Here is a 1,686-nt window from a genome sequence, read left to right on the forward strand (position 1 = left end):
GTAGAGCAAAGGATTGAAGCTCCTTGTGTCGGCGGTCCGATTCCGTCCCGCGCCATTAACTTTGTACATTTATAAAAGTGCGGGTATAGTTTAGTGGTAAAACGAAAGCCTTCCAAGCTTTAGTCGCGAGTCCGATTCTCGTTACCCGCTTTATGGGCCTATAGCTCAGCTGGTTTAGAGCGCACGCCTGATAAGCGTGAGGTCGATGGTTCAAGTCCATTTAGGCCCATTGGAGTAGTACTCAAGTGGCTGAAGAGGCGCCCCTGCTAAGGGTGTAGGTCGGGTTTTCCGGCGCGAGGGTTCGAATCTCTCCTACTCCGCTACTTGGTTAAAAAGGAACTGCAATTGGTGTAGTTCCTTTTTTGTTTTTTCTAACTGAAATATTATCTTTGACTTAGAGAGCTAAAATCAGCCTAAAGTGGCTTTTAATGGGTGTTAAGATGGATATGGAAATATAGTGTAAAAGCAAATAAAATCGCTCAAACACGCTTAATGGCATTTATTTTGACTTTTTGTGGTGGATTTATTGATGCATATACTTATATGCTTAGAGGGCATACTTTATCTGCAGGACAAACTGGAAATATAATTTTTTTTGCTACTTCTTTAGCTAATGGTAATTTAACCGGTATGATTAACCGGGGACTTACAATCATTGGCTTCATTTTAGGTCTAATACTAGTTACACTATTGAAAAGATATGCAAAAAATGCTTATTGGAGAATATTTGAAATGATACCACTCATTGTTGTTTCAATAGTATTAGGTTTTTTGCCTACTTCAATACCTAATTATTTTATTGTTCCAATTACAGCTTTTGGAATGGCAATGCAAAGTGGTGCATTTAGAAAAATTGAGGGATTAGGGTATAGTAATGTTTTTACTTCCGGAAATTTGAGAAAAACGGTACTTTCTTGGAGTTCTTTTTATATAAATGGAGACGAAAGTGAAAAACAGCCAGCGCAAAATTACACGTTATTAGTAGTTGCATTTACAACAGGAGCAGTAATCTCAGCACTTTTACAAAAAATGTTTCAAGTTCGAGCAATCTGGATAGCAAGTTGCATATTAGTAATAGTTAATTTGGTATATGGATTAATGATCTTTAGAAGTGTCAATGATAATGGGCAAAATTAGCATTATAGGGGAGAGAAAGCAAATTAATTTCAAAAAAGTCTAAATTTATACTTGCAAAGTTTTAAATTATCATGTAATATCTAATACGCACTTGTGATTAGCACCAGTGACAAGCTAGCTTTGAAAAAATTCAAAAAAAGCTTGCATTAGGAATGGAATTCATGTAATATGTATTCTGCATTTGTTTTAAAGCTATCAATCAAAGAGAAAGCATTAAAAAATAAATTTAAAAAATGTTTGACAAATGATTGAGAGTTGGTTATTATAATTAAGTGCTTTGCGGTAGGCAAACAAAATGATCTGACCCGTTGGTCAAGTGGTTAAGACACGGCCCTTTCACGGCCGTAACATGGGTTCAAATCCCGTACGGGTCATTGCCAAAAATGGCATTAATAAGCTATGGAGGATTACCCAAGTGGCTTAAGGGAACGGTTTTGAAAACCGTCAGGCGGGTTATGCTCGCGCGTGGGTTCAAATCCCACATCCTCCTTAATATCGCGGGATGGAGCAGTCTGGTAGCTCGTCGGGCTCATAACCCGAAGGTCGTTG

General features: G+C 37.8%; 1 protein-coding gene and 5 tRNA genes. All 6 read left to right on the forward strand.

Features of this window, described 5'->3' with window-relative positions:
• The first annotated feature begins 79 nt into the window (after nt 1-79).
• A tRNA-Gly gene (locus tag FC46_RS09745) sits at nt 80-150 on the forward strand.
• A gap of 4 nt (nt 151-154) precedes the next feature.
• Nucleotides 155-229 (forward strand) — tRNA-Ile (locus FC46_RS09750).
• Nucleotides 230-231: 2 nt separating this feature from the next.
• Nucleotides 232-320 (forward strand) — tRNA-Ser (locus FC46_RS09755).
• Nucleotides 321-432: 112 nt separating this feature from the next.
• Nucleotides 433-1,137, forward strand: coding sequence for a YoaK family protein (locus FC46_RS09760; RefSeq protein WP_057800224.1), 705 nt, complete (start codon nt 433-435; stop codon nt 1,135-1,137).
• 302 nt (nt 1,138-1,439) lie between these two features.
• A tRNA-Glu gene (locus FC46_RS09765) sits at nt 1,440-1,511 on the forward strand.
• Between the two features lie 27 nt (nt 1,512-1,538).
• A tRNA-Ser gene (locus tag FC46_RS09770) sits at nt 1,539-1,627 on the forward strand.
• Nucleotides 1,628-1,686: the final 59 nt, after the last annotated feature.

It is taken from the genome of Lactobacillus kalixensis DSM 16043 (genome assembly GCF_001434335.1).
GTDB classification, from domain to species: Bacteria; Bacillota; Bacilli; order Lactobacillales; family Lactobacillaceae; genus Lactobacillus; species Lactobacillus kalixensis.